The organism is Leclercia sp. Colony189 (assembly GCF_009740165.1).
Lineage (GTDB): Bacteria > Pseudomonadota > Gammaproteobacteria > Enterobacterales > Enterobacteriaceae > Enterobacter.
This window is the reverse complement of the sequence record NZ_CP046557.1, coordinates 2,839,048-2,862,633: the sequence shown is the minus strand read 5'-3', so window position 1 is coordinate 2,862,633 and position 23,586 is coordinate 2,839,048. Positions and strand designations below refer to the sequence as shown.

Genomic DNA, 23,586 nt, shown 5'->3' with positions numbered 1-23,586 from the left:
AGGGGGTGAGTATGCCAAGACCAAAAACACCTAAGGAACGCACACTGTTCATCGCCTGGATTATCGAGCTGGTGAAAACGCATGGCCGCGCAACGACCAACGATGTCGCCGCCATGTTTGGTCTACATCGCAACACCGCAGAGAAGTACATTCGGGCTGCCATAGAGCAGGGCCATCTTATCCGCCACGGCCGCAGCGGCGTCTTCCGCGATCAGCGGGCAGTTATCGACTTTGATATGGAACGTTATACGCACCGAGGAGCATCACATGAGTGATTCACTGAACAACAAAGAGCTGGTGGCCGTTGGTCATCAATTTGCCAAGGCGTTGAGCAGCGACACGGCGATCATGGATATGGCGAAGATGTTCACTCGCCTGGCCGAACGGCTGGACTGCACCACCGCGGCGCTGCGCGAGATGACGAAGCAGCGGGATGCGCTGGCTGCTGAGAATGCGGCGCTGAAAGAATCGGAGCGTGAGTTCGATAAGATGTGCGCCGAAGAATTCGGCCATGACTGGGTTAGCGAGTTCACAGAAACACCATCAACCGACGCCTTCCTGGCTGAAGTGCGGGCCAGCACCGTCGAAGAGTTCGTGAGAATGGCTGATTACTATGAATCGGTTGTTGATGGAGAAATTGTTGTCACACCTAACTCAGTGTTCGCGGCAGGTCATGAGTTCGCCGCCCAACTTCGCCATGGCGGTGCAGCATGAGCATAAGCAAACACGAGCTTTTAGGCGCACCTAAACATGCCAATCAACACCGCTTATCTCGCCTCACCATGGAATCGCATACCGATGAACTGCGGATTATGGCATCAGCGGTAGAGAACTATACCGACGAGCTGATAGCAGCGCTGGAAGCCGCAGAGAAGCGGATCGCTGAACAGCAAAAATCCCGGGAACGCGCGCTGACTCTGCTGGAAGGCGCAACACCGGAGAACTCATGGGAAACCATCGCCCGCCTCAAGGTGGTGATCGGTGGAGATTATCGCAGCCAGGCGGAAATTGACGCTGCTGGCATCAGCATCAAGGAGGAGTAGATGGCAGAGCAAACCATTTTGGATATGTGCTGCGGCTCCCGCATGTTCTGGTTCGATAAGCAGGATCCGCGCGCCGTATTCACGGCTTCATGTATCAACAATCGGAACGCATTAACAAGTTAAGTTTTCTCGCAGAATTGCCGATATAGTTTTTTTCTTTATAAAAAGGAAAGGTATAGTACATGCAATATTTCTATGCATATCATGGCCCAAAAAATACGCAGGATTTTAATTACCGTAACGGCTATGGCGTCGGTCAGGAATGGAAAATACGTCAAGTAAATTCCGGTGACCGCCTTTTTATTATTCAAAAACTAGCTGGTGCGAAAGGCTTCCAGCTATGTGGTTTGTATGAAGTTATTGATACTTACGATGCTCCAGATAATGAATATCCTTATCGAGTTAAACTCGAAGACCTATCTGTGCTTGATTCATTCTTGCCTATGGATGAATCGCTCATTGGTGAACAACTCCCGCTAAGCAAGCGAAAAGAGCCATGGACCAATTTTAAACGACATTTCTGCCATCAGGGTGCTTCGCTTGGAGCAGTTCTGGATGATAAAATCATATCGGTACTTAATTCACTGATAGTAATGCCAGATGAGCAGACCGAAGCCCCGGAACGCAGGGAGGATGGTCTGCGCATGGTTAAAATTCGTAGAGAGCAAAAAAAGTTTCGTAAAGCAGTTATGACGAACTGGGGCGGTAAATGTGCAATTACCGGTAGTTCATTAGCAGTTGAAGCCTGTCATATAATTAGACACGCTGATAGAGGTCGGGCAAGTGTAGAAAATGGAATTGTGCTGGCTGCCGATTTCCATAAGTTATTTGATAGTGATCACCTGAGTTTTGAGGGTAACCGTATTATTCTTTCTGAATCAGCAAGGCTTGAACCTCGATATAAAGATATTCATGATACTGAACTTCGTGTGCCTCTGGAACGAGTGAATCTATCAGTTAAGTGATTGATGAGTTATTTAAAGGAACATTCAATGATAATCCTCACAATGGCAGCAAAGAACGATAATACACACGACAAGATCAACGTTCATCTTGCCGAGTCAGTAATGACTGACAAATAGCTCATGGTATGCCCTTCAACGCTGAGCAGGTAGCCCGCAGCGATAACGCGTTGACGCATCCGTTTGCCGAGGCGCTGGTGCGAGCAAACCTGCCGGAGATGTGCGAGCAACGGGAGCAGGCCGCATAACCTACCATACAAGCGATATGGGGATTCCCATATCGACAGTCAGGGCCTCTTCGGAGGCCTTTTTCTTGGGTGTCACAGAGGGCTCGCAGTGAGACGGGAGCGGGTGGCATTACGCATATCTGCCTACTGATCGATACAACCGATCGATAACGCAATATTGATCTGCAAAAGTGATTAAGAAGTGCGCACAGGTCGACAACAAACCCTCAACCTTTCGGCCTGCCTCGCTGCCGGCCTTTGCGGTGCTGCCGCGACGGTCACGTAATTCCCTGTGTTTCCCGTACGGGTACAGATGCCAAATCAAACCTTTAAGCGCAGCGCTGTCATCGTGCCCGCCTTGTTAAAAATAACGATCAATGTTTGCGCTCAGGTAGCAATAATATTTACTTAAATCAATCGGATAAATGGTATTGCATCCATAGATGGTTTTTGTGCATACTTGGGCAAATGAAATTATACTGTAAATGCATACAGTAATTCAGGTTTAACTATTTGCCTTTTGATAGCGAAAACGACTTTCGAAATTTATTTTTTTTTAAGCCCTTAACAAACAGATCGACTTTGCTATCGTGCCTAAAGTGCAGTGCCGGGAGGCATTTGCTGAAGAATAAATTTCTGGTTTATCTGTGGGAAAGAAGGGGGTTTTGTGAGTGATAGCAAGGAACAAACCGACTGGTATGACATTGTCAGGCGCTCGGACGGGACGGTTGTGGGCTCAATGTCGCTTGAGCGCCGGTACCTGGTCTACACCAGGAACGGGATGGTATCTTGCCGCCCGCTGCTGGAGGATGAAGGAATTTTTAATCTTTCGTCCGGAACCCGTTTTCTTCGCCGCCTCGGCTACCACGTCAATCAACCCTCTGATATTATGATATCAACGGACTGAACACCCGTTGACCTGATGCGCCACGGAGAACACCATGGCGCAGTTACAACTCATCAAGAATTCTGCAGGAACCCTGATCCCCGCCTCGCCGGAGACCAGCGAATTACTGCAATCAAAAATCAAGCTCGGCGCCGTGCTGGTGGCCGACTTCAAACAGGTCCGTAATCCGGCCTTCCATCGTCGTTTCTTCGCTCTGCTGAATCTCGGCTTCGAATACTGGGAGCCAACCGGCGGAGCTATCTCATCCAACGAACGCAAGCTGGTGACCGGCTATGCGAAGTTTCTGGCCTCGTTCGGCGGGAGCGAAGCTGCGCTGCTGGATGCTGCTGAGCAGTATCTCGAGCGCATCGCCGACAAACGCACTGGCAGCATCAGCGCCTGCAAATCCTTCGATGCCTACCGTGCCTGGGTAACCATCGAGGCAGGGCATTACGACGCCATCCAGCTGCCTGACGGAACCCTCCGGAAACATCCCCGCAGTATCGCCTTCGCCAATATGGATGAGACCGAGTTTCAGCAGCTCTACAGGGCCGCACTGGATGTCCTGTGGCGCTGGATATTGTCCAGGACATTCAAGAGCCGTAGCGAGGCGGACAACGCCGCTGCGCAGCTGATGAGCTTCGGGGGATGATGCCGATGAAATCCTCATGGTTCCAGCATACCGAATGCACAACCGAGCAGGCCGATGAACTTCAGCGGCAGTACCAGCGCCGCGGCGTAGCCGTTAAGCGCAGCCTCAATCCTGATTACCTCACCTGGACCGTCAGCGTAGAGCGGCAGGAGGTTAAGTACCTCGAGCCAACGCCGCGAACGTTCCGCCAAAAGGTCTGGGGGTGAGCATGGCTAAGAAACCCCGCCGTAAGTGCGCAAACCAGATCTGCCGCGAGTGGTTCCACCCAGCTCGCGACGGCCAGGTGGTATGCAGCTACGAATGCGCTACTGCCGTCGGAAAAGAACAGACCAAAAAAGCCCGTGAGGCGTCTCAACGTAAAGAGTTGGCCCAACAGCGCGCCATCGAGAAAAAAGAAAACGCTGTCTGGCGCAAGAGGAAAGCCGCGGTAAAGCCTCTTAAGCACTGGGTGGATCTGACGCAGCGCGCCGTTAACGACATTTGCAGGGAAACCGAACTCGCAGAAGGTAAGGGGTGCATATCATGCGGAACTAAAACAGCATTTGCCTGGCATGCCGGCCATTACCGGACAACTGCTGCAGCAGGGCACTTACGTTTTACTCGTATCAACATCCATCTTCAGTGTGACGTTTGCAACGTCTACAAATCTGGGAACATTGAAGCCTATCGCGCCGCTCTTGTGGAACGCTACGGAGTAGAGCTGGTTCTGGCACTGGAGAGCAACAATACCCCGCATCGCTGGACGGTTGAAGAGCTTGAAGAAATCAGGCTCACCGCCCTCGCAGACTTACGCACGCTGAAAAAACAGGTAGCAGCATGAAACCAGAACTGATCGAATCGCTTCGCATGCGCTGGCTGCGCCTCCGCATTTATCGCCGCCCGGGAACGGTGCTGGTGGACTATCGCATCCTTCGTAACTTGATCCGCATTTACCTGATGGCAGGAGCCGCAACATGAACCTCGAAAACACAGTGAAATACCACTTCGCAAAGTCCACGATGATCAGCGACTCCCCGCGCGCCACCGCATCAGATTCCCTGACCGGTACGGACATCATGGCAGCCATGGGCATGACGCAGGAACGCGCCGCCATGGGGTATAGCGCTTTCCTCGGTAAGATGGGGATCAGCCATAATGACAGGGAGAAGGCGATCGCGCTGCTGGCCGAATACGCACTGACCAAATGCGACAAGGTTGCAGCGCTGCGCAAGCTGAGCGAAGGAGTTAAGCCGCTGGTAATGCATCAGCTGGCAGCCTTCGCCTTTGAGGATTATTCCCGCAGCGCAGCCAGCGTTAAGCAGTGTGATTGCTGTGCCGGGGCCGGCTTCATTCTGGCCGACGTCTTCACCAATAAATACCGCAAGCCGGAAGGCAAGATGACCGTGGCCGGCATGGTGAAGGTTCAAGAGACCGTTAAGGTGCTCTGCAAAAAATGCAATGGCGCAGGCCAGGTCAGCGCGGCATGCAGCGACTGCCGGGGGCGCGGTAAAGCGGTAAGCAAAGAACTGACCGATCAGCAGGGTGTTCCGGTTCTGGCCGACTGCAAGCGCTGCGGCGGGAGAGGGTACGAGCGGATCCCTTCGACTGAGGCACATGCGGCTGTTTGCCAGATTACCGATGCGATCTCTGTTGCTACTTGGGAAAAGTCGGTTAAGCGGTTCTACGACCAGTTGATCACTAAATTCGACATTGAAGAGGCGTGGGCAGAGGCGCAGCTGAAACAGATAACGCGATAGCGCTCACGGAAATAGCTTACGTTTCAAGCGAGGGCTATTTACTTTTCCGGAATCTGTGTTAATTTCTTACTAACGATGGGCTTTATATGTCCAGAGTTAAAAATTCTGAACCTCGCTACGGCGGGGTTTTTTATTATTAAGTAACTTGTAAGTTAAATATATCTTTTAACATGCAAGCAACGTAGAGTGCCCGGGTGGTGAATCCCCCTTAGCGGTGGGGCGACTAGGCAAAACGAGTCGGGTTTGTAAAACGCGGTTCTGCGGTCTAGCGCAGGGTCACCGGGAGGCACCCGGCACCACAACCTCATTATCTTCTATTTCTAAGGCTGTCGATTGACGGCCTTTTTGTTTTACCTGACCCTAACCAGCACAGCACTGCTGGTCTTTTTGTTCATACTGAATAAATATACAGATATAAATAGCTTTATGGCAGGAAGAAGACTAGGCTGTGCCTGTGATGAATCCCCCTATGCGGCGGGGCGACTAGACTGGCAGGTGAGTAGAACGCGGTTCTGTGGTCTGGCGCAGAGTCACCGGGAGGCACCCGGCATCACACCCACTCATGCACTTCTTTGTCCGGCCCTAATGTAAGTTATGTGGCGCACAGCAAGCCTGGATTCCGGTTTACATATCAGATAATGTCATCTTGATGAGTTCTGTCAGAGCTTGCAGAGGACAATGATTATGGAGGAAGGATTTTACTGGATACAGCACCAAGGGAAGGTCCAGGTTGCCTACTACACCCACGGAGAAACCGAAGACCTTGAAACGGGTAAGACCGTAACCGGTATCTGGCACCTGACGCAGGGGGATCCCATTTGTGATAATGGTGAAGCAGAAGTTCTGGAAGGTCCTCTTACACCATCATGAGATCGTTAGTCGTTTCGGAATTTGATGAAGGTAGTCGTTATTCGAATGCGTTCCCTGTAATTACAATTTAGGCGAATTTGGAATAACGCTCCTATTAACTGGCATCATCGCACTCCTGTAACCAGACTTAGTTTTCTGCTTACGACTGAAAGGAGCGAAATATGCCAATTAACCATGCTGAATGCATCGAGGCCTGCTACAAATGCGCGGCTGCCTGTGATTATTGTGCTGCTTCATGTCTGAAAGAAGAACAAGTGGATATGATGCGTGAGTGCATAAGACTCGATATGCAGTGCGCGAATATTTGTCGGCTCGCAGCGCAATTTATGACCTTTGATAGTGAATTTGCCAAATCGCTATGCCGTGTCTGCGCAGAAGTCTGTCAGAAATGCGGTGAAGAATGTGGGAAGCACGAAGCAGAACATTGTCAGAAATGCTCTGAAGCTTGCCTTCGTTGCGCAGAAGCGTGCCGCTCGATGGCTTAATGGAACTTGCTTCCAGTTTTCTGTTTGAGCATCGACACTTTAGAATTCTGACAAACTTTTGCTATTGTTAAGAGTCAGGTGAATCCCCCTGTGCGGCGGGGCAATCCAGTTAACTGCTAAGTGCAGATATGCTTGCGGCTCGTATAACTGGTAACGAGTCACCGGGAGGCACCCGGCACCTGTCTTAGTATCAATACCTGGGTTTAGTATTGCCTGCTTGCAAAAGCAGGCTTTTTTTATATGCGCTTCGTTAGTAGTGCTATTATTTAATCGTAACCAAGTCATAACCATTAACCGGAGCTCCTGACCGGTCAGTAATGCTGCTCGACACAGTAGCAATACGGATGGTGGCTGGGGAACATACCTACCTACTTAGATTTAAACTCAGTTAGGCCCGCTGAAAATGCGGGCCTTTTTTTATCTCAGGCTCCCGGAACTCCCATCACTCGTCTTGTCGTTAATTCGTCCGGAGAGCCTGATCCCAACTACACACAGCACCCCGGAATTATCGGAGGTGAGAGATGTTTCGAATGGACAAAATAACCACCGGCGCAGCTTATGGCGCCTCTGCGGGGAGCGTGTTGAACGGCATTCTTAACGCATACAGCCCTGAGCAGTGGAACGCCATTGGCGTACTGGTGGGCATAGTAGTTGCTGTTCTTACGTACCTGACAAATTTGTACTTCAAAATCCGCGAAGAAAACCGTCGCAACAGGAGCCGGCATGAACCCGACATTGAGGAATAAGCTGATGGCCGCGATTGCTGGCGGTTCGGGAGCCATCACGATTGCAGCGGTTATGCTGGGCAATGCTGGCGGACTGGAAGGGCGAAGGTATTACGCATACCAGGATGTGGTTGGCATATGGACCGTATGCGACGGACACACTGGAGCTGACGTTCGGCGCGGTTACCGCTATACCAACCGGGAATGCGATGCCCTATTGCAGTCAGACCTGCGCAAGGTGGCAGCGGCCATCGATCCGTTGATTAAGGTTCGTATCCCTGAGACCACCAGAGCGGCGCTTTACTCGTTCACCTATAACGTGGGCGCTGGCGCGTTTGGCAAATCAACGCTGCTGAAAAAGCTGAACTCCGGTGATGTAGCTGGTGCCTGCAAAGAGCTGCAGCGCTGGACGTACGCTGGCGGGCAACAGTGGAAAGGCTTGATCACCCGACGCGAGATAGAGCGCTCAGTCTGCGAGTGGCAGCAAAAGCCGCAGCTGTTTGACGGTGGCGCCGGGCCGCTTAACCCGGGTACTCCACCATCAGCCCCGGGAGTGTTCTGATGAAACTCCACTATCTCATTGCGATCGCAATATTCATTCTCTGCCTGTTCGGCGGGGCATGCTGGTCAGCCTGGTATTACAGCGATAAAGCCAACCGGGAAAAGGCCCGGGCGGACAGCGCAGAACAGCAGGCCGAATCGTCAAACATCGTCACCGCCAACGTCATTCAGGCCGTTAACATCATCAATGCTATTTCAGAGGCCAACCAGGATGCAAAGAACCAGATCACACTGGAGTCACAGAGAGCCCAGGCAGATATCAAAGTGGCTGTTGCGAATGATGACTGCGCTCATCGGCCTGTGCCTCCTGCAGCTGCTGACCGGTTGCGGGAATACGCGGACAGTGTACGTGCCGGTGCCGGTGGTACCACTCCCGGCAAACCTGACAGCTGAGACGCAGCAACCAGCCATTCCCGACCCGCTGACCTACGGGGCCAGTTTGGAGCTAAATGTCAGCCTGCTGTCGGCGCTGGGCCAGTGCAATTTGGATAAAGCCGATATAAAACGCATTGAACATCAGCAAAAAAATGAGGAAAAGAGAAAATGATCTTTTATCTTTTCTGTTGCTTTTTTTGCTTTGCGATTGCGTTCAGCGATTTTTTTCCAAAATGCCACTTGCTCACTTTCAAGCAATCCTGTTTTGCACCAAACAGCAAAGTGTTCGCAGTTATTGAAGAGCAGGCTGTATTGTTGCTCGCCAATCTCCTTTCGGGCTCTTTCAACAACTTCGTCAGGACTGAATAGTTCGTATAGGAACTCTCGGGTTTCATATTTTTGATCCCACATTTGAGTTATGAAATCAGTTATGGGTAAAACAATTGCTCCTGTACTTGCTGGTGTGAAAGTCTTCTTCCCTGAGTAACTTGATGGGAATTTAACAATTTCAAATTTCGTTTCACCCCTGAGAAAATGTGATAAATGTGTAGCCTGAATCTTCAAGTCTGAACCGACATCAGAATCTAAGGATGTGTAATGGATTACTTCATCCTGGGAAACATATACGGCCCAGTGCCAATAATTTTTGATACGGCCCTTTCTTCTTATTCGAAGAATATCCCCGCTGCATGGAACCTTACGACGCATAGAAGAACTCCTTGTAATGTTATAAATAACATATCAGAGACCTATAGCTATCACCATGGGCGGACCCATCGTAATGGCGACTTGGCTACACTCTCTTACCATCAACCGTAACGCTGGCATCAGCTGAGCTGTTAGGGATGTAAATTTTGACCTTAGAGCCACTTTCGGTAATCACCTCAATAGTCACAGATGTTGGCGGTGCGCCAGTATCATCGCTTGTGAAGGCAGTAACGATATCTTCTGAGGTTTTATCCTCAATGATTGGCATAAGGTCGCCGTTAACCAAGCCAGCGTAAATCTTCACGTTGCCCATAGGCATCTCCCAAAGGTATTTAAATGGCACTCACTGACAAACAGGATATGTTCTGTCGCGAGTACCTCATCGATTTAAACGCCACTCAGGCAGCAATTCGTGTGGGGTACAGCGCTAAAACTGCTAACCGTACCGCCACAAAGTTGCTGTCAAAAGCTGTCATTCAAAACAGGATTGCTGAACTCAAAGCCAAGCGCAACGAAGATGTGGGTATTGATGCCGATTATGTGCTCCGGCGCTTGGTTGAAATCGACCAGATGGACGTTCTGGATATTCTTAACGATGACGGCAGCCTTAAAGCTATCAGCCTATGGCCCAAGTCGTGGCGAACGACGCTCACCGGGCTGGATATCAGTACCACCATTCAGAACTTCGACGAGGAGACGGCGGAAACAATCCTCAAAAAGATTAAATGGCCTGACAAGGTTAAGAACCTTGAGTTGCTCGGCAAACATGTGCGCGTGCAGGCCTTCAAAGAGCAGGTGGAGCAGAGGGTCACCGCAACTCACAGCAACATGCCGGTCCCATCGTGCGATAACGTCGACGACTGGGAAGCGGCAGCGCAGAAGCAGCAGAGCGAGGTTCTTGGTGGATGAATTACAAAGCCGTCTGGAAACCCTTGCCGGGATCGCAATCGCTCTCCCTGAGCTGCCCGTGTAATGAAATTCTCTACGAGGGAACGCGCGGGCCGGGCAAAACTGCCGCGCAACTGGCGCGCTTTCGTCGCCTAGTTGGTCTTGGCTATGGCTCGTTTTGGCGTGGAGTAATATTTGATACTGAGTATAAGAACCTCACCGACATCATCACCCAGTCAAAGCGTATGTACCGCCTGTTTAATGACGGTGCACGTTATCTGGCGTCAGCGTCTGAACTGCGCTGGGTATGGCCTACCGGTGAAGAGCTGCTGTTCCGCTTCGGGAAGGAAGAGGGGGACTACTGGGACTATCACGGTCAGGAGTTCCCGTTCATCGGCTTTAACGAGCTGACCAAGCAGCAGTCGGGTGAGTTCTACGAGATGATGTTCTCCTGCCGACGCTCGTCATTTCGGCCAGAGAACTATCCGCGCGATGATGGCTCGCTGCTGAAGCCGATCCCCTTGGAGACGTTCAGCACCACCAACCCGTTTGGCATCGGCCACACTTGGGTGAAGAAACGCTTCATCGAGCCCGCACCGCGCGGCACCATCATTCGCGAAACGCAAAAGGTGTTTAACCCGCAGACCGAGCGAGAAGAGGACGTTACTCTTACGCGCGTTGCGATTCACGGATCGTTTAAAGAGAACCCCTATCTGGATCCCCAGTACATCGCGACGCTGATGGCCATCAAAGACCCTAACCGCCGTAAGGCATGGGTTGAGGGCTCATGGGATGTCACCAGTGGTGGGCGCTTTGACCATCTGTGGAATGCCTCGCATCATGTCATCAAGCCGTTCCGCATTCCTGATAGCTGGACGGTTGATCGCTCCCACGACTGGGGAGAATCGAAGCCGTTCTCCAACCTCTGGTGGGCGCGTGCCGACGGCACCGCCGCCGAGCTGCCTGATGGTCGCCAGTTTTGTCCGCCGGCCGGGTCGCTGATCCTAATTGGCGAATGGTATGGCTGCCCGCCTGATGAATTGAACAAAGGCCTGAATATGTCGTCCACAAACGTCGCGAAAGGCGTGGCTTGGGTTGATAAACGGCTGGTGGGAGAAGAGCTTGCTGAGCCCGAGGAGATAAAACTCAACGGGGTGACGCAGGGGCAGCTGAACATCATGCCCGGTATCTGCAAGAAGGTTGTTCCCGGCCCTGCTGACGGGGCTATCTACAACACCGGTGATGACGAATTATCTATTGCCCAGAAAATGGAATTCCAGGGCGTTAAATGGGTGCCATCCAACAAGAAGCCGGGATCGCGTGTGAACGGCGCGGCCCTGTTTGCTGACATGCTGGAGGCCGTCATTGAGGGCAAGAAGCTGGAATCAGGTACGCCCGAGAAACCAGCATTCTACGTGTTCGACTATTGCCGGGGCTGGATTAGCCGTGTGCCGGTGCTCGTTCGCGACAGTAAGAACCCTGACGACGTAGACACCCAGCAGGAAGATCACGACTGGGATGGCACGCGCTACGCCGTCCTGCATTCACCGCCGAAGAAAGTCGGCAAAGTCACCAGCCTGAGGCTCTAACCCCATGCCTGATATTTCAACACCCAATCTGGACTATGGGAACATGGTGCAGGCGTGGGACATTAACGACGCTCTGATGGGCGGTACGCTGTACATGCGCGAACTGGGTGAGGCCTATCTGCCGCGCTGGCCGAAGGAAGACAGAGAGGATTTCAAAAAGCGCCTGGCTGTGGCCACGCTACTTCCTGCCTACGAAGAGACGATCAACCAGAACGTCGGGCGTGTGTTCGCTGAGCCAATCCAGTTGGGCGAAAACGTGCCGAACCAGTTGCGTGAGTTCGCAAAAGACGTGGACCTTGAAGGCACCCGTCTGGATGTATGGGCGCAGTCGTTCTTCAGCCTGGCGATGCAGTATGGCCTCTCCCATGCGCTGGTGGACTATCCCCGCGTTGACCCCGAACAGGTGAAGACGAAGGCGGATGAGAAGGCCACCGGCGCGCGTCCGTACGTTACCATGCTGAATCCCCGCCAGGTGATCGGCTGGAAGTCGAAGATGACTGGCGGCAAGGTCGTGCTTACGTCGCTGCGCATCAAAGAGGTGGTGGTCGAAGACGGTGACGACTTCGGGCAGACGAAAGTCGAACAGATCCGCCTCCTGACGCCGGGCAAGGTTGAGATTTACCGGAAGTCTACCGGTGCAGAGGGGCAGGCCACCTGGGCGTTACACGACGAATGGCAAACCTCTCGTCGCGATATCACCCTGGTCACGCTCTACACCAAGCGCACCGGCTTTATGTGCGGTTCACCGCCGCTACTCAACATGGCGCTGCTGAACGTCAAGCACTGGCAGAGCCAGAGCGAGCAGGACAACATCCTTCACGTCGCCCGGGTGCCGATCCTCACTGTGTTCGGGCTGGAGGAGGGGCAGGAACTGGTAATTGGTTCTTCATCTGCGGCAAGTTTCAATGATCGGCAGAAACAGGGCCTCGAGTACGTCGAGCACACCGGCTCCTCCATCGGCGCTGGCAAAGAGTCGCTGGCTGAGCTGGTGGAGCAGATGCGCCAGGCTGGCGCGAAGCTGCTGCGCACCGACAATACCTCGACCAAGTCCGTAGACCAGACCTCAGAAGAGAAGATGCAGGAGCAGTCCCCGCTCTACACCATGGCAACCAGCCTGGAAGACGCGATCGACAACATCCTGCAAATCATGGCCGAGTACATTGGGGAGAAAGACGGCGGCAGTGTCGATGTCCGCACTGAACTGGATGTCGAGTCGAAAGAGTTCAACCCTCCGGCGGCGCTGGCTATTCAGTCCCTGCGTCAGGGTGGTGACCTCCGTCGTATTGATGCCATTAAAGCCCTGCAGAAGCTCAACCTGATTGATGCTGATGCCGACCCTGAGAAGGTCCTGGATGAACTACTGACTGAATCGGCCTCGCTGATTGAGCCACCAGCAGAAGAGGTGTGATATGGCCCGTACCGTCAACGACCGCCTGCAGGATGAGACGATAGCGCATGGCCTCTATGTGACGCGCTACGGCACTGGCGTCGCCCGGCGCATGGTGGCGCTGCTGAATAAACTCGATGCAGACCTGGCCGCGAAACTGCTGGTGCTTCTGGACGGCAAACGGGCGGATACCTACAGCGCCCGTCGCCTGGCATCGCTGCTGGCTGGTGTGCGTGAGCTGAATCATCAGGCCTACGAACCGGTTAACGCGGCGCTGGCACGCGAACTGACGCGCTACGTTGAATATGAGGCCGGGTATCAACTGGACCTGTTCAGCAACATCATCCCGCAGCAGATCTTGAAACACGTTCCGCTGCAAAGCATTGCACCCGAGCAGGTCTACGCCGCAGCAGCGGCGCAGCCGTTCCAGGGGCGATTGCTGAAGGAGTGGGGCCAGAAGCTCGAAGCTGACAGGCTGGACAAAATCACCAACGCTGTGCGAACCGGTTTCCTCCAGGGAGAAACGGTAGAGCAGATTGTCCGGCGCGTTGCCGGTACGCCGAAACTCAATCGTGAAGACGGGGTGATCAACGCATCCCGGCGCGACCTGGCGGTGGTGACCCGCACCGCTGTGAATCATATGGCCGCTACGGCGCGGCAGGAGTTTGCCCAGGCCAACAGCGATATCGTCAAGGCCAAGCAGTGGTCATCCACGCTGGATACGCATACCAGTCAGTGGTGCATCATCCGCGACCGCAAGCTCTACACCCTCGACGGCAAGCCGCTGGGGCATGTGGTGCCGTATTTGCGCGGCCCCGGCAAAATTCACTTCTGCTGCCGCTCTGGGGAAACTCTGATCACGAAATCGTGGGAGGAGTTGCAGATATCCTCTGGCGAGCTGAGCAGCGCTACGCGTGCGTCGATGGACGGGCAGGTGCCAGCGCATACCAGCTATGCCGACTGGCTCGCCCGGCAACCATACGCGCGACAGGAGCAGGTGCTGGGTGTTACCCGGGCGCAGATGCTGCGTGACGGCAAAATCACGGTACCCGAGATGTTCAACGATGCCGGGGAGTTCCTGACCCTGGACGAACTGCGCCGCGTGGATGCTTCGGCGTTTGAGGAATAGCAGATGCGTAACGACAATTTTCACTGCGTGGGCGATGGCTGCGGCAAGCGCCGAGTGTTCGTTAATGGCAACGAACTTAAGAGCTGCATATGGGCTGACATTAAGCGAGGTATCGCCTGCATACATCCACACCCGCTGCGGATCCACAAGCGAAAGCGGGATGAGATCTATTCCCGCAAGCTACGCGGCGTAATAACCATTGAATTTATCTAACAGGCTGCCTCCGGGCAGCTTTTTTTATGCCTGCCGCCGAGCGGATGCGACGCGGTGACCGGGTCGGATGACCCACTACCAATGGCCGGAAGGCTGGAGCAAAACAATGAAACTCAAACTCGATGCTAACGGAAATGTGGTTGTTGAAAACGGTATGCCTGTGTACGTCCATGATGACGGCAAAGTGTTCCCGTTCGATGCAGCCGCAGCGATGACCAAAATCACCTCCCTGAACGGTGAAGCCAAAACCCACCGTGAGGCGAAGGAAGCGGCGGAAGCCAACCTCGCGAAATTCGCTGGCATCTCCGACCCGACCAAGGCGCTTGAGGCCCTGGAAATGATGACCAAAATCGACCAGAAGAAGCTGATCGACGCTGGCGCCGTTGACCAGGTGAAGGCCGAGATTACCAAGGTTTACCAGCAGCAACTGGACGAAGCGAACGGCAAGACCAAACAGCTCGAAACCCAGCTCTACGACGAGATGATCGGCGGCCGCTTCGGTGGTTCGAAATTCATATCCGAGAAGATGGCGATCCCGGCTGAGTTCGTGCGTTCCCACTTCGGCCAGAACTTCAAAATCGAAGACGGCAAGGTCGTGGCCTACGACGGGCAGGGCAACAAGGTGTTCTCCCGCACCAAGCCTGGCGAACTGGCTGGCTTCGATGAAGCGCTGGAATCTCTGGTCGAGTTGCATCCGCAGAAAGACTACATCCTCAAAGCGTCCGGCAACAGCGGCGGTGGCTCTCACCAGTCGCAGCATCAGGCCGGGCAGAAAACCATGAAACGCGCTGCTTTCGACGCCTTACCGCCAGTTGAACAACAAACGGTAATTGGCGGCGGCACGAGCATCGTTGATTAACCGAAAGGAAACCTGAATGTCCAACACCCTCACTGGCCTCATCCCAACCATCTTCACCGCCCTGAATCGCGTATCCCGCGAGCAGGTGGGCTTTATCCCGGCGGTGGCCCGTAACGCCAAAGCCGATGCCGCGGCTAAAGACCAAACCGTGACCGCACCGGTCGCACCAAAAACCACCACCGTTGATATCACTCCGGCGGCAACCGCGCCAAACGACGGTGATCAGAACATTGGTACTGTGGACGTCAAAATCACCAAGTCCAAAATGGCCCCGGTCAAATGGAATGGTGAAGAGCAGCTTGCCATCGGGCCGTCAGGCACCTATGACATTGTCCTGGCTGACCAGTTCTCTCAGGCATTCCGCGCACTGAGCAACGAAATGGACGCTGACCTGGCAGCGCTGGCTTACAAGTCTTCCCGTGCAATTGGTGCGCCGAAAGACACCCCGTTCAGCATCAAAGACGACCTGTCTGATGCGGCGAACGCTCGCCAGGTGCTGACTGATAACGGCGCACCAACCACTGACATGCGCATGGTCCTGGGCGGCGAAGCGATGGCGTCCATCCGTGGTAAACAGTCCGTACTGTTCAAAGCGAACGAAGCCGGTACCGATCAACTGCTGCGTGAAGGCATTATTGGTAGTGTGATGGGCTTTAACCTGCACGAATCCGCCAACATCAAGCGCACCGCGAAAAGCACTGCGGCGGGCTATAAGGTCAACGGCGCGAAGAAAGAGGGCGACATCATTGTTGCTATCTCTGCTGGCACTGGCGGTATTGCTGCCGGAACAGCAGTGAAGTTCGATGGCGATGACAACCAGTACATGGTCGTAGCGGCAACCTCTTCCACTATCACCATCGGTGCGCCGGGCCTGCGTCAGGATCTTGCAGACCAGGCAACTGTCACTGTGCTGAGCGAGTTCGCGCCAAACGTTGCCTTTGACCGTAACGCATTTCTGCTGGCTTGTCGTACCCCGGCCATGCCTAAAGGCGGCGATACCGCTGACGACGTGATGAACGTAACCGATCCGGTCTCTGGTATCACCTTCCAGATCGCGCTGTATCGCCAGTACCGTCAGGTGCGTTACGAGGTTGGCGTGGCATGGGGTGTGGCATCTGTTCAGCCTGAACATTCCACCATCATCATGGGTTAACCCACAGGGGCTTCGGCCCCTTTGTTTTTAGGAGGCCCAATGGCCGGATTAACCAAAGAGCAGCGCGCGCAGCGTGAGGCTGAGAAGCTTGCCGCGCAGAACGGAGCTGAACATGCTCCTGCCCAGCAGGACCAGCAGGACCAGCAGGACCAGCAGGACCAGCAGGACCAGCAGGACCAGCAGGACCAGCAGGACCAGCAGGACCAGCAGGACCAGCAGGACCAGCAGGACCAGCAGGACCAGCAGGACCAGCAGGACCAGCAGGACCAGCAGGGTATTGAGCTGGTGGTGATGGTGCGCGATACTCCAGAATTTCCCGGCGGCCCGCTGAGCGCTGAGGTTCACCCTGACGAGGTGGATAACTGGCTGGCGCTGGACTGGCGTCTGGAGGAATAACCATGCTGGTTGCCGATCCCCATTCACCTGCCTTCAACAGTTACGCCAGCGTTGCTGACCTGCGTGCGTTCGCGGCGGGGCGCGGGTATACCGTTCCTGCCGATGACGGTGAGTGCGGCCAGATGCTGATGCAGGCTATGGATTTCCTCGAAGGGAAGGCCTGGCGCGGCCAGCGCTCCAGCACATCGCAGCCGCTGTCGTGGCCGCGCTCGGGCGTGCGCTTTGATGGCGTTGACCTTCCTGATGACTCCATCCCGCAGCGCCTCGTTGACGCCCAGTGCCGCCTGGCTCTCGAATCGCAGGAGATAGATCTCACGCCTTCGGTTGTTGGTGGCGGGGCGGTGACGATGGAACGCGTCGAGGGTGCGGTGACTGTCCAGTACGAACCGGGAACCAACAAGGCCGCGCCTTCATTCCCGTGGTTCTATTCATCGCTGCGCGGGCTGGTGGTGGGCGGCAATCAGATCCGCATCGAAAGGGGGTGATATGCAAATCGACTACCGCCGCATTCGAAACACCGCAACGCGACTGCTGACCGAGAACGGGAAGACTTATCCGCTTACCCGCGGTGGCGGCACTACCCGCGATCAGTTCGGCAAAGAGGTAACCACCCCGGCTATCACTGCGACCGTCACTGGCGTTGTCACTGAATACTCATCTCGTGAAATAGATGGCTCTCTGATTACTACTGGCGATAAAAAACTGGCGGCCACAGCCGAAACGGAAGTACTTATTGACGACCGCATCGAGATCGACGGCAAAGCATGGCGGGTGGTGCAGCCTAATCCGGTTAAGCCTGCCGATGTACTCATCTCCTACAACATCCAACTGAGGGCGTGACTATGGCCAGCTCTGTTAATCAGCCGTTCCTGGCTGCCATTCAGTTATTTGTGGATAGTTCGAAGCAGGAGATGGATCAGGTAGTGCGCCGGACGGGTATTAAAATCCTCGCTCAACTGGTTGAGATGTCCCCGGTGGGCCAGCCGGATATCTGGCAGGTCAACCAGACCGCGACGGCGTACAACACTGCGGTGCGGGAGCATAACGCTGCCCTTCGCGATGACCCTGCCAACCTGACCAAATCGGGACGGCTTAAGCGAGGTCTGCGCGTAAATGACTCGATGGACATCAAAAAGCCTGAGGGCTATGTCGGCGGGCGCTTCAAAAACAACTGGTATGTGGGTTTCGACAGCCAGCCGACGCAGTCCAACGATACACCGGACGCTTCCGGCCAGGGTTCAAACTCCCGTGGCATGGCGGTGCTCGAAGTGTTCAGGGTGGGCCAGGTCAGCTCGATTTACTTCACCAATAATCTGCGTTATGCGGCAGCGCTTGAGAACGGGCACTCTGGTCAGGCGCCCGGCGGCATGGTGGGTATCACTGCGCTGGATGCCGCGCAAATGTTCCGTGAGGCAATGAGCGAGGTGCGTAATGGCCAGTGACCAGTCAATGCGTATCGCTGGCCTGCTGGAGAGCCGTGTTGCGGTTATCTGCTCGTCGCTTGGCCTGCCGGTGGCCTGGCCGAACATCGCGTTCACTCCCCCGGATAATGCGCCATACGGGCGTGTTTATATCCTGCCTGCGCAGACCGTTGGGCAGGATCTGGAAGGCCAACTGCGCACCTATCAGGGCATTCTCCAGCTCAACATCATCGCGCCTGCCGGCAGCGGCGTGTCTCAGGCCAGGGGACTGGCAAAGTCTGTTGTTGATGCCTTCCCCGAAGGTCTGCCGATGGTGGATGGTGACCTGACCGTCTACATCAACGGTCCACCGCAGGTGCGTACGCCGATACAGGATCGTCCGACATCAGCACCAAACGGCAGTAGCGGCTCTATAACCTACACCACCCCCGTCAGCATGCAGTACCGCGCTGATTACTGACCCGCCGCCTGGTGGGTTTTTTTATTACCTCAATTCAGGAGAATGCAATGGCATTCGCAATCCCTAACGGGTCACGTGTGAACGTGGCCAAGGCCTATCTTGCGCCGATTGTCTTCACAGCAGCCTCCAACGCGACGGAATGCGAACTGACCGTTGCCTCCGCTGCCGGGATCCTTGCGGGCGATGTCGTCCAGGTAAGCTCTGGCTGGCTCAAACTCGATAACATGGTGCTGCGCGTTAAATCGGTGACCGGCACCAAAATTGTGCTGGAAGCGTTTGATACCACCGATACCAAGAAATTCCCGGCGGGCACCGGCGCAGGCACACTGCGCAAAATCGACTCGTGGATCACTATGCCTCAGGTCATGACGCTCTCTACCGAAGGCGGCGACCAGCAGACCATCAGTGTCCAGTTCCTGGAAGATGATAAGGCCCGTACCATCCCGACGTTTAAAAACGCCGTGGTTCAGGTCTATACGTTCGCCCACGACCCGCAGCTGGCGATTTACAAGCGCCTCATCGACCTGGACGACTCCAGCGACACCACGGCGGTCTGGTTCCACAACCCTCGCGGGAAAGCGGATCGTTACTACTCTGCCAAAGTGTCGTTCCAGCGCGTGCCACGTACCGAAATCAACGCCGTGGAAAGCAACGAAGCGCGCATGAACTTCGAATCGGATATGCAGATTTACCCGATCGCCGACTCCTCCGCTATGCCGCTGGTCTTCCTGACTGACCTGCCTGCAACCAAATCGGTCGCCTCTGGTTCTGCGCTGGATCTGGCGGTTGTCATGCAGGGCGGTTCCGCGCCTTACACCTACGTGTGGAAGAAAGGCGGTACCGCTATCCCGGGCAAAACGGCCTCGACGTTCAACATCCCGTCTGTGGTATCCGGCGATGCTGGCTCTTACACCTGCGAAGTCACAGACGCCGCGGGCAAGACCATCACCTCTGGTGCGTGTGTCGTCACGGTCAGCTAACCATTCTGGCCCGGTTCGCCGGGCTTTTTTACGGCCCCATCCTGCACCTTTCTAAGGAACCGAAATGACCCAATTCTCCCTGATCCCAAACCCGACCTTTCCCGCCACTGCCAGCATTCCGCGCGCCGGTGCTGAAGACGGCAAGCTGACCTTTACCTTCCGCCATAAGACGCTCGAAGAGTTGTACGCCATGGATGAGAAGCTGCGCAAAGGTGCCGAAGGCAAAAAGTCCCTTATCGAGCCACAGGCCGACTACCTGATGGCGATCGTTGACGGCTGGGCACTGCCTGACGAGTTCAACCGCGATAACGTGATCGTTCTACTGCAGAACTACCCGCGCGCGTTCGACAACATCGGCCTGTCCTATACCAAAGAGCTGATGGGTGTACGAGAAAAAAACTGAGGCAGGTCGCCGCAGCGTTGTACACGCCCGGACCGACTCTCGCGGAGTTAGCCGCTTTTGGTTTGACGCCTGAGGACGTGGAGGAAGAGGTGGGGATCCTGCCGTCGGTATGGAAATCATTCACTATCTTCTCTGCACTGGCGACTCAATGGCGCGTTGGCGCGGGCGGGGCGACCGGCCTTGATTACAACGTTCTCCCCTGGGTGTTTGAGTTACACGGGATTGATGATGCGGCGGCCTGCATGGCTGACCTTCAGATTATGGAAAGCGAGGCTCTCAAAGTAATGCATAAGGAGACGAAATAATGACAGACCAGATCGCCTCGATTACTTTGCGGGCCGATGTTTCTGACCTGAAAACTGCCAGCAATGAGCTGGATAAACTCGGTGAAGCCGCGGCTGGTGCCGTCGGCAAAGCTGATGACCTTAACAGCGTATTCCGCGCTGGTGCTGAGTCTGCAAAGCAGGGTAGCGAAGGCATTAAGGAGCAGCAGGCTGCGCTGAAAGGCCTGCTTGAGAATATCGATCCGGTAAACAAAGCGCTGAACCGGCTGGACGAACAACAGGCCGCTCTGCGTAACTTCCAGACCAAAGGCTTTCTGGATACCGATGATTTTCAGCACTACAACAAAATCCTCGACGATACCCGGCTTAAGCTGACGGATACCGGCGAAGCAGCTGCGCGTGCCCAGGCAGAACTCGCGGCCACTCAGGCGGCAGAGAAGCAATCAGCCGCGCTGAAGAACCTGCTGGGTTCAATCGACCCGACGATCCGCGCATTCAACTCGCTGGACGAGCAGCATGCGCAGCTGGTGGCACACTTCGAAGCAGGGCGCATTAACGGAACCCAGTTCGAGCATTTCAACACCATCCTCAACCAGACGCGTGAACGGCTCTCTGGCGTGGCTGACGTGCTGCCTGAGGCGCTATCCCGACAGGAGGCCGCTGCACGCCGCGCTGGAATTTCTGTGGGGCAGTACAGTGCTGCGCTGCGCACGCTCCCGGCGCAGTTTACCGATATTGCTACTCAACTGGCAGGTGGACAATCCCCATTCCTGATCCTGCTACAGCAGGGTGGGCAGATTAAGGATTCCTTCGGGGGCCTCGGTCCAATGCTCCAGGCTCTGAGAGATGCATTATTTGGCTTTAACGAAGAAAGCAGAGAGACCGCTGAATCGGCAACAAACATCAGTGATGCTGCTGAAGGTCTTAATAACACGAGTGAGGCAGCGGAAAAACTGGGGCGGGCGGGTGGTCTGCTAAATACCTTTAACCTTGCTATTGCGGGTTCTGTAGCCGTTCTGGCTGTTCTGGCGGGAGCTGCATATAGCTCATCCCAGCAGTTCGACAATGTTGCCAGATCGCTCATTTTGATGGGAGGGGCTGGCTTCTCATCAATGCAGCAATTGAATGACGCGGCAAAAGATGTTGCAGAAAATGCTGGCGCGTCCCTGGCTGATTCTGTTGATACCCTGGTGCAACTTAATGACACCGGGAAGTATACCGCCGACCAGATGACTAAAATCGCCAAATCCATTATGACTATGGGCGATGCTGGCCTCGATACGAAGGCTGCGCTGGCGGACTTTTCACGGCTGGCAAGCGATCCTATTAAGGCGCTGGCAAGCCTTAATCAGCAATATGGCTTTGTTGATGAAGCTATGATGAAGCACATCATCACCCTTGAAAAAACTAAGGGCAAAACAGCAGCTGCAAACGAAGCGATAACATTGTTTGCCAGCACTATGGAGGACCGTAGCAACAAAATTGTTGAGGCCACCGATAATATCGGGCAAGCCTGGAACGGACTAAAAGCCTCCTCTTCCGACATTTTCGGCCAAATCGGGATTACAGTTCGGGCCTGGGGCAATCAAATCATTGATATCTTCAATTTGCTGAAAGCATCCATCAATGATTTGTTTCTGAATCTCACCTCGCTTGACGCTAAATTCACCGGAACAGTTGCCGGATGGGCTGAAAAAATTCCTGGTGGTGGTGCGCTGGCAAATTTCCTCGGCATGGATGTCGAGGCAATGAAAAAGGCTGGGGCTGAAGCTGACAAAGAAATCGCAGCCAATAAAAAACGCTACAATGAACTCTGGAAACGGATCTCCGCACCAAACGCGCAAGCTAATTACGAGGCTGAAGCGCGAGGAATCTCGGTCAAGGGTGAAGGGGGTACAAGTCGCGAATCGAGAGATGCAGTTTCGAAGCTTACCCAGGACTCTGCCAAAAAGACCAAAGAGGCAAGAGCTACGCTGGATGCTGGCGATCGCACCCTGGAGAACTACCGCGCCCAGGCCAGAACCCTAACGGAAACGCTCGAAACGCTGCGTCAGACGGGAGATGTTCACGCCAAAAATACCGAGTTCAGCAAACAGCAATCCCATTTTGCCGAGCTGGACGAGGCTGCTAAGTCTCGCGCTCTGAGCGCACAGGAGAAATCTCTTCTATCGAACCGTGAGGCCATCCTCAACGCCGCCAAAGTTGTGGATCAGAAAAATAAGGAAGTTGAGGCCCAGCAGAAGATTAACGGGCTGGCGCAGCAGGCAAACAAATATGTCACCCAGATGGCTGAAAAAACCGATGCATTGCGTGATAGCGCCGGGTTAAGTAGTCGTCAAACGCAGCGCCTGATGGAAGAAGCTCAGCTTCGACAGGGATGGCTGAATGGCGGTGGCAAGCTTGAAGATGCTGGTTATGAAAAAGAGCTGGCAGCACTTCGCAATTACTACGCCGAAGAGGATAAGCTGCGCGGTGACTGGAAAGCTGGTGCAGTAAGCGGCTGGAATGAGTATCTGGACGCCGCCATAAATACCTACGATGCCGTAAAGAATGTTGCCAGCTCCACGCTAACAGGACTGAGCGACATGCTGACCGAGCTTATGACAACAGGCAAAGCATCGGTTAAAGAGTTCGGGAAATCGATGCTCAAGATGATCCTGGATGTGACGAACCGCCTCATGGTTGCCTATGCAGTACAGGCTGCGATGGGGTGGGTAAGTGGGGGATCAGGAGGTGGCAACACACCTGGTGGAGCATACGCGAACGCAGCTGCAGGTTTAACATTTAACGCTAAAGGCGGAGTATATGAATCTCCGGGTCTCAGTAAGTATGTGAATGGCGTGTACGATACACCTCAGTATTTCACATTCCAGGGGGCCTCTAAGTTTGCCAAGGGGGGTGTCTTCGCTGAGGCTGGCGCTGAGGCAATCATGCCGCTGACGCGTGATTCCGCTGGCCGGCTTGGTGTCAGGGCACAGGGTGGGGGTGGTGCGCAGCCGCAGGTCAACATAGATATTTATGTGGATAATAAGGGCAATGCATCATCTAACACGTCTGGGGATGGCAGCGCTGCAGCGCGGGCGTTAGGGAAAGAAATAGAAACTAAGGTAACGGAGATCCTTGTGAGGGCTGCTCGAAGCGATGGCCTTCTTGGCAGGCAGTTCCAGAGCAAGTGACCCTGGGTTGTGATCCTG

At 54.4% G+C, this 23,586-nt stretch carries 33 protein-coding genes and 1 pseudogene; 32 read left to right on the top strand and 2 right to left on the bottom strand.

Annotated features, from left to right (window positions below; genetic code table 11):
- The first annotated feature begins 11 nt into the window (after positions 1-11).
- From GNG29_RS13620 to GNG29_RS13550, 16 genes and pseudogenes are all read left to right on the top strand, one after another.
- On the top strand, positions 12-275 hold the full coding sequence (locus tag GNG29_RS13620; RefSeq protein ID WP_156654742.1) for a DUF977 family protein: 264 nt from the start codon (positions 12-14) through the stop codon (positions 273-275).
- Positions 268-714 (top strand): hypothetical protein, encoded by a 447-nt coding sequence (locus GNG29_RS13615; RefSeq protein ID WP_231736527.1) that lies wholly within the window; start codon positions 268-270, stop codon positions 712-714. Before GNG29_RS13620 ends, GNG29_RS13615 begins: the two co-directional genes overlap by 8 nt.
- Positions 711-1,043 carry a hypothetical protein gene (locus GNG29_RS13610; protein ID WP_156654741.1) on the top strand — a complete coding sequence of 111 codons (333 nt, stop codon included), beginning with the start codon at positions 711-713 and terminating at the stop codon, positions 1,041-1,043. The genes GNG29_RS13615 and GNG29_RS13610 overlap by 4 nt, the downstream gene beginning before the upstream one ends.
- Positions 1,044-1,127 (top strand): annotated as a pseudogene (locus tag GNG29_RS23370) (SAM-dependent methyltransferase); the annotation flags it as partial.
- A gap of 98 nt (positions 1,128-1,225) precedes the next feature.
- Complete coding sequence (locus tag GNG29_RS13605) at positions 1,226-2,008, top strand: HNH endonuclease (RefSeq protein WP_156654740.1); 783 nt, start codon at positions 1,226-1,228, stop codon at positions 2,006-2,008.
- Positions 2,009-2,899: 891 nt separating this feature from the next.
- Entirely contained in the window at positions 2,900-3,139 is a 240-nt protein-coding gene (locus GNG29_RS13600; protein WP_156654739.1) for a hypothetical protein, read from the top strand.
- 34 nt (positions 3,140-3,173) lie between these two features.
- Entirely contained in the window at positions 3,174-3,770 is a 597-nt protein-coding gene (locus tag GNG29_RS13595; protein WP_156654738.1) for a DUF1367 family protein, read from the top strand.
- On the top strand, positions 3,770-3,976 hold the full coding sequence (locus tag GNG29_RS13590; RefSeq protein ID WP_156655495.1) for a hypothetical protein: 207 nt from the start codon (positions 3,770-3,772) through the stop codon (positions 3,974-3,976). Before GNG29_RS13595 ends, GNG29_RS13590 begins: the two co-directional genes overlap by 1 nt.
- A 2-nt stretch (positions 3,977-3,978) precedes the next feature.
- Positions 3,979-4,590, top strand: coding sequence for a recombination protein NinG (locus tag GNG29_RS13585; protein ID WP_156654737.1), 612 nt, complete (start codon positions 3,979-3,981; stop codon positions 4,588-4,590).
- On the top strand, positions 4,587-4,727 hold the full coding sequence (locus GNG29_RS13580) for a YlcG family protein (RefSeq protein WP_156654736.1): 141 nt from the start codon (positions 4,587-4,589) through the stop codon (positions 4,725-4,727). The genes GNG29_RS13585 and GNG29_RS13580 overlap by 4 nt, the downstream gene beginning before the upstream one ends.
- Positions 4,724-5,506, top strand: a complete 783-nt coding sequence (locus GNG29_RS13575) for an antitermination protein (protein ID WP_156654735.1) — start codon at positions 4,724-4,726, stop codon at positions 5,504-5,506. The genes GNG29_RS13580 and GNG29_RS13575 overlap by 4 nt, the downstream gene beginning before the upstream one ends.
- Positions 5,507-6,190: 684 nt before the next feature.
- Positions 6,191-6,376: a hypothetical protein gene (locus tag GNG29_RS13570; RefSeq protein ID WP_103179507.1), complete on the top strand. Its 186-nt coding sequence runs from the start codon at positions 6,191-6,193 to the stop codon at positions 6,374-6,376.
- A 161-nt stretch (positions 6,377-6,537) separates the two neighbouring features.
- Positions 6,538-6,861, top strand: a complete 324-nt coding sequence (locus GNG29_RS13565) for a four-helix bundle copper-binding protein (RefSeq protein ID WP_103179202.1) — start codon at positions 6,538-6,540, stop codon at positions 6,859-6,861.
- A 521-nt stretch (positions 6,862-7,382) separates the two neighbouring features.
- Complete coding sequence (locus GNG29_RS13560; protein ID WP_103179508.1) at positions 7,383-7,607, top strand: class II holin family protein; 225 nt, start codon at positions 7,383-7,385, stop codon at positions 7,605-7,607.
- Positions 7,585-8,148 carry a lysozyme gene (locus tag GNG29_RS13555; protein ID WP_103179509.1) on the top strand — a complete coding sequence of 188 codons (564 nt, stop codon included), beginning with the start codon at positions 7,585-7,587 and terminating at the stop codon, positions 8,146-8,148. The genes GNG29_RS13560 and GNG29_RS13555 overlap by 23 nt, the downstream gene beginning before the upstream one ends.
- Positions 8,148-8,540 (top strand): DUF2570 domain-containing protein, encoded by a 393-nt coding sequence (locus tag GNG29_RS13550; RefSeq protein ID WP_156654734.1) that lies wholly within the window; start codon positions 8,148-8,150, stop codon positions 8,538-8,540. Before GNG29_RS13555 ends, GNG29_RS13550 begins: the two co-directional genes overlap by 1 nt.
- A gap of 123 nt (positions 8,541-8,663) precedes the next feature.
- Here the strand turns inward: GNG29_RS13550 and GNG29_RS13545 are convergent, their stop codons facing one another.
- Both GNG29_RS13545 and GNG29_RS13540 read right to left on the bottom strand, forming a co-directional pair.
- Positions 8,664-9,230 carry a lecithin retinol acyltransferase family protein gene (locus GNG29_RS13545; RefSeq protein WP_156654733.1) on the bottom strand — a complete coding sequence of 189 codons (567 nt, stop codon included), beginning with the start codon at positions 9,228-9,230 and terminating at the stop codon, positions 8,664-8,666.
- 85 nt (positions 9,231-9,315) lie between these two features.
- Positions 9,316-9,543, bottom strand: coding sequence for a hypothetical protein (locus tag GNG29_RS13540; RefSeq protein WP_156654732.1), 228 nt, complete (start codon positions 9,541-9,543; stop codon positions 9,316-9,318).
- Positions 9,544-9,566: 23 nt separating this feature from the next.
- On the opposite strand from GNG29_RS13540, the gene GNG29_RS13535 reads away from it, so the two are divergent.
- The 16 genes from GNG29_RS13535 to GNG29_RS13460 all read left to right on the top strand — a co-directional run bounded on the left by GNG29_RS13535 (position 9,567) and on the right by GNG29_RS13460 (position 23,568).
- Positions 9,567-10,139 carry a terminase small subunit gene (locus tag GNG29_RS13535; RefSeq protein ID WP_156654731.1) on the top strand — a complete coding sequence of 191 codons (573 nt, stop codon included), beginning with the start codon at positions 9,567-9,569 and terminating at the stop codon, positions 10,137-10,139.
- Positions 10,136-11,707, top strand: coding sequence for a terminase (locus GNG29_RS13530; protein WP_156654730.1), 1,572 nt, complete (start codon positions 10,136-10,138; stop codon positions 11,705-11,707). The genes GNG29_RS13535 and GNG29_RS13530 overlap by 4 nt, the downstream gene beginning before the upstream one ends.
- A 4-nt stretch (positions 11,708-11,711) precedes the next feature.
- A complete protein-coding gene (locus tag GNG29_RS13525; protein ID WP_156654729.1) occupies positions 11,712-13,115 on the top strand; it encodes a DUF4055 domain-containing protein in 1,404 nt (467 codons plus the stop codon).
- 1 nt (position 13,116) lies between these two features.
- Positions 13,117-14,223, top strand: a complete 1,107-nt coding sequence (locus tag GNG29_RS13520) for a phage minor head protein (RefSeq protein ID WP_156654728.1) — start codon at positions 13,117-13,119, stop codon at positions 14,221-14,223.
- A 3-nt stretch (positions 14,224-14,226) separates the two neighbouring features.
- Entirely contained in the window at positions 14,227-14,436 is a 210-nt protein-coding gene (locus GNG29_RS13515; protein ID WP_156654727.1) for a hypothetical protein, read from the top strand.
- Between the two features lie 106 nt (positions 14,437-14,542).
- Entirely contained in the window at positions 14,543-15,295 is a 753-nt protein-coding gene (locus GNG29_RS13510) for a DUF6651 domain-containing protein (protein ID WP_156654726.1), read from the top strand.
- 16 nt (positions 15,296-15,311) lie between these two features.
- Positions 15,312-16,448, top strand: coding sequence for a P22 phage major capsid protein family protein (locus GNG29_RS13505; RefSeq protein WP_156654725.1), 1,137 nt, complete (start codon positions 15,312-15,314; stop codon positions 16,446-16,448).
- Positions 16,449-16,487: 39 nt separating this feature from the next.
- Positions 16,488-16,844, top strand: a complete 357-nt coding sequence (locus GNG29_RS23360) for a hypothetical protein (protein WP_231736524.1) — start codon at positions 16,488-16,490, stop codon at positions 16,842-16,844.
- A 2-nt stretch (positions 16,845-16,846) separates the two neighbouring features.
- Positions 16,847-17,329, top strand: a complete 483-nt coding sequence (locus GNG29_RS13495) for a DnaT-like ssDNA-binding protein (RefSeq protein WP_156654724.1) — start codon at positions 16,847-16,849, stop codon at positions 17,327-17,329.
- Between the two features lies 1 nt (position 17,330).
- Positions 17,331-17,684 (top strand): hypothetical protein, encoded by a 354-nt coding sequence (locus tag GNG29_RS13490; protein ID WP_156654723.1) that lies wholly within the window; start codon positions 17,331-17,333, stop codon positions 17,682-17,684.
- Positions 17,685-17,686: 2 nt separating this feature from the next.
- The gene (locus tag GNG29_RS13485) at positions 17,687-18,286 is read left to right on the top strand and encodes a hypothetical protein (RefSeq protein ID WP_156654722.1); all 600 of its coding nucleotides are present in this window, start codon (positions 17,687-17,689) and stop codon (positions 18,284-18,286) included.
- A complete protein-coding gene (locus GNG29_RS13480) occupies positions 18,276-18,725 on the top strand; it encodes a phage tail terminator-like protein (RefSeq protein WP_156654721.1) in 450 nt (149 codons plus the stop codon). The genes GNG29_RS13485 and GNG29_RS13480 overlap by 11 nt, the downstream gene beginning before the upstream one ends.
- 47 nt (positions 18,726-18,772) lie before the next feature.
- Positions 18,773-19,705, top strand: a complete 933-nt coding sequence (locus GNG29_RS13475; RefSeq protein WP_156654720.1) for a phage tail tube protein — start codon at positions 18,773-18,775, stop codon at positions 19,703-19,705.
- 64 nt (positions 19,706-19,769) lie between these two features.
- On the top strand, positions 19,770-20,108 hold the full coding sequence (locus GNG29_RS13470; RefSeq protein WP_156654719.1) for a phage tail assembly chaperone: 339 nt from the start codon (positions 19,770-19,772) through the stop codon (positions 20,106-20,108).
- Between the two features lie 17 nt (positions 20,109-20,125).
- Positions 20,126-20,413, top strand: a complete 288-nt coding sequence (locus GNG29_RS13465; RefSeq protein WP_156654718.1) for a DUF1799 domain-containing protein — start codon at positions 20,126-20,128, stop codon at positions 20,411-20,413.
- Positions 20,413-23,568: a phage tail tape measure protein gene (locus tag GNG29_RS13460; RefSeq protein ID WP_156654717.1), complete on the top strand. Its 3,156-nt coding sequence runs from the start codon at positions 20,413-20,415 to the stop codon at positions 23,566-23,568. Before GNG29_RS13465 ends, GNG29_RS13460 begins: the two co-directional genes overlap by 1 nt.
- Positions 23,569-23,586: the final 18 nt, after the last annotated feature.

What these genes read in the sequence shown, in the direction of transcription:
- GNG29_RS13590 (WP_156655495.1), top strand. Translation starts at nt 3,770, where the DNA reads ATGCCGATGAAATCCTCATGGTTCCAGCATACCGAATGCACAACCGAG.
- GNG29_RS13565 (WP_103179202.1), top strand. Translation starts at nt 6,538, where the DNA reads ATGCCAATTAACCATGCTGAATGCATCGAGGCCTGCTACAAATGCGCG.
- GNG29_RS13520 (WP_156654728.1), top strand. Translation starts at nt 13,117, where the DNA reads ATGGCCCGTACCGTCAACGACCGCCTGCAGGATGAGACGATAGCGCAT.
- GNG29_RS13495 (WP_156654724.1), top strand. Translation starts at nt 16,847, where the DNA reads ATGCTGGTTGCCGATCCCCATTCACCTGCCTTCAACAGTTACGCCAGC.
- GNG29_RS13580 (WP_156654736.1), top strand. Translation starts at nt 4,587, where the DNA reads ATGAAACCAGAACTGATCGAATCGCTTCGCATGCGCTGGCTGCGCCTC.
- GNG29_RS13535 (WP_156654731.1), top strand. Translation starts at nt 9,567, where the DNA reads ATGGCACTCACTGACAAACAGGATATGTTCTGTCGCGAGTACCTCATC.
- GNG29_RS13480 (WP_156654721.1), top strand. Translation starts at nt 18,276, where the DNA reads ATGGCCAGTGACCAGTCAATGCGTATCGCTGGCCTGCTGGAGAGCCGT.
- GNG29_RS13560 (WP_103179508.1), top strand. Translation starts at nt 7,383, where the DNA reads ATGTTTCGAATGGACAAAATAACCACCGGCGCAGCTTATGGCGCCTCT.
- GNG29_RS13575 (WP_156654735.1), top strand. Translation starts at nt 4,724, where the DNA reads ATGAACCTCGAAAACACAGTGAAATACCACTTCGCAAAGTCCACGATG.
- GNG29_RS13530 (WP_156654730.1), top strand. Translation starts at nt 10,136, where the DNA reads ATGAATTACAAAGCCGTCTGGAAACCCTTGCCGGGATCGCAATCGCTC.
- GNG29_RS13555 (WP_103179509.1), top strand. Translation starts at nt 7,585, where the DNA reads ATGAACCCGACATTGAGGAATAAGCTGATGGCCGCGATTGCTGGCGGT.
- GNG29_RS13605 (WP_156654740.1), top strand. Translation starts at nt 1,226, where the DNA reads ATGCAATATTTCTATGCATATCATGGCCCAAAAAATACGCAGGATTTT.
- GNG29_RS13475 (WP_156654720.1), top strand. Translation starts at nt 18,773, where the DNA reads ATGGCATTCGCAATCCCTAACGGGTCACGTGTGAACGTGGCCAAGGCC.
- GNG29_RS13525 (WP_156654729.1), top strand. Translation starts at nt 11,712, where the DNA reads ATGCCTGATATTTCAACACCCAATCTGGACTATGGGAACATGGTGCAG.
- GNG29_RS13490 (WP_156654723.1), top strand. Translation starts at nt 17,331, where the DNA reads ATGCAAATCGACTACCGCCGCATTCGAAACACCGCAACGCGACTGCTG.
- GNG29_RS13485 (WP_156654722.1), top strand. Translation starts at nt 17,687, where the DNA reads ATGGCCAGCTCTGTTAATCAGCCGTTCCTGGCTGCCATTCAGTTATTT.
- GNG29_RS13550 (WP_156654734.1), top strand. Translation starts at nt 8,148, where the DNA reads ATGAAACTCCACTATCTCATTGCGATCGCAATATTCATTCTCTGCCTG.
- GNG29_RS13540 (WP_156654732.1), bottom strand. Translation starts at nt 9,543, where the DNA reads ATGGGCAACGTGAAGATTTACGCTGGCTTGGTTAACGGCGACCTTATG.
- GNG29_RS13545 (WP_156654733.1), bottom strand. Translation starts at nt 9,230, where the DNA reads ATGCGTCGTAAGGTTCCATGCAGCGGGGATATTCTTCGAATAAGAAGA.
- GNG29_RS13595 (WP_156654738.1), top strand. Translation starts at nt 3,174, where the DNA reads ATGGCGCAGTTACAACTCATCAAGAATTCTGCAGGAACCCTGATCCCC.
- GNG29_RS13505 (WP_156654725.1), top strand. Translation starts at nt 15,312, where the DNA reads ATGTCCAACACCCTCACTGGCCTCATCCCAACCATCTTCACCGCCCTG.
- GNG29_RS13585 (WP_156654737.1), top strand. Translation starts at nt 3,979, where the DNA reads ATGGCTAAGAAACCCCGCCGTAAGTGCGCAAACCAGATCTGCCGCGAG.
- GNG29_RS23360 (WP_231736524.1), top strand. Translation starts at nt 16,488, where the DNA reads ATGGCCGGATTAACCAAAGAGCAGCGCGCGCAGCGTGAGGCTGAGAAG.
- GNG29_RS13610 (WP_156654741.1), top strand. Translation starts at nt 711, where the DNA reads ATGAGCATAAGCAAACACGAGCTTTTAGGCGCACCTAAACATGCCAAT.
- GNG29_RS13515 (WP_156654727.1), top strand. Translation starts at nt 14,227, where the DNA reads ATGCGTAACGACAATTTTCACTGCGTGGGCGATGGCTGCGGCAAGCGC.
- GNG29_RS13510 (WP_156654726.1), top strand. Translation starts at nt 14,543, where the DNA reads ATGAAACTCAAACTCGATGCTAACGGAAATGTGGTTGTTGAAAACGGT.
- GNG29_RS13470 (WP_156654719.1), top strand. Translation starts at nt 19,770, where the DNA reads ATGACCCAATTCTCCCTGATCCCAAACCCGACCTTTCCCGCCACTGCC.
- GNG29_RS13570 (WP_103179507.1), top strand. Translation starts at nt 6,191, where the DNA reads ATGGAGGAAGGATTTTACTGGATACAGCACCAAGGGAAGGTCCAGGTT.
- GNG29_RS13615 (WP_231736527.1), top strand. Translation starts at nt 268, where the DNA reads ATGAGTGATTCACTGAACAACAAAGAGCTGGTGGCCGTTGGTCATCAA.
- GNG29_RS13620 (WP_156654742.1), top strand. Translation starts at nt 12, where the DNA reads ATGCCAAGACCAAAAACACCTAAGGAACGCACACTGTTCATCGCCTGG.
- GNG29_RS13460 (WP_156654717.1), top strand. Translation starts at nt 20,413, where the DNA reads ATGACAGACCAGATCGCCTCGATTACTTTGCGGGCCGATGTTTCTGAC.